Origin of the sequence: Acidovorax sp. ST3 (assembly GCF_003231145.1) — a bacterium.
GTDB lineage: Bacteria > Pseudomonadota > Gammaproteobacteria > Burkholderiales > Burkholderiaceae_C > Acidovorax.
Genome location: NZ_QKVP01000026.1, coordinates 1 through 739, shown reverse-complemented (window position 1 = coordinate 739; position 739 = coordinate 1). Strand labels below are relative to the sequence as shown.

Here is a 739-nt window from a genome sequence, read left to right as displayed (position 1 = left end):
GTCGGCCGTCAGGCCGCTGGCGCGGCGCTCCAGCACGTGCGACATCTCCAGCATCTCGGCGATGCGGCCGACGCGCTCGCGGATCTGCTTGGCGGGCACGCCGCGGTTGCGCAGCGGGAACGCCAGGTTCTCGGCCACGGTCATGGTGTCGTACACCACCGGGAACTGGAACACCTGGGCGATGTTGCGCGCCTGCGGCGTCTTGTGGGTGACATCCTGGCCGTCGAACAGGATGCGGCCGTGCGAGGGACGCAGCAGGCCCGAGACGCAATTGAGCAAGGTGGTCTTGCCGCAGCCCGAGGGACCCAGCAAGGCGTAGGCGCCGCCGTCGCGGAAGGTGAACTTGAGCGGCAGCAGCGCGTAGTCCTCATCGGCCTGGGGATTGGCGACGTAGGAATGGGAGAGGTCCAGCTCGATCTGCGCCATCAGGCGATCCCTCCGCTGGCGTGGGGTCGGGCGGGGGCCGCCAGCAAGGCGCCGTCGGCGCCGAAGGCGTAGGTCTGGGCCGGGTCGAAGTACAGCGTCAGGCGCTGCTCCAGCGTGTAGCGATGCACGCCCGGCAATTGCGCGACCACGTCGCCGGCGGCCGTTTCGGCGTGCACGAAGGTGTCGGACCCGGAGATCTCGGCCAGCTTGACCACGCCGTCCAGGCCGATGTGGCCAGGGCGCGGCGCAATGTCCAACGCGCCCGCCCGCAAGCCGGCGGTGAGCGCCCCGCCCGCGCCCGGCGGCAGTGGCC

The 739-nt window shown here is 71.2% G+C and carries 2 protein-coding genes; both read right to left on the bottom strand.

Going from position 1 to position 739, the window contains the following annotated elements; all coding sequences use genetic code 11:
• The coding region (locus DNK89_RS23325; RefSeq protein ID WP_153064324.1) for an ABC transporter ATP-binding protein at nt 1–426 on the bottom strand (426 nt) is incomplete at its 3' end.
• Nucleotides 426–739, bottom strand: a 314-nt coding sequence (locus tag DNK89_RS23320) for a TOBE domain-containing protein (RefSeq protein ID WP_153064323.1), incomplete at its 5' end; no start/stop codon positions are given. The genes DNK89_RS23325 and DNK89_RS23320, both read right to left, overlap by 1 nt.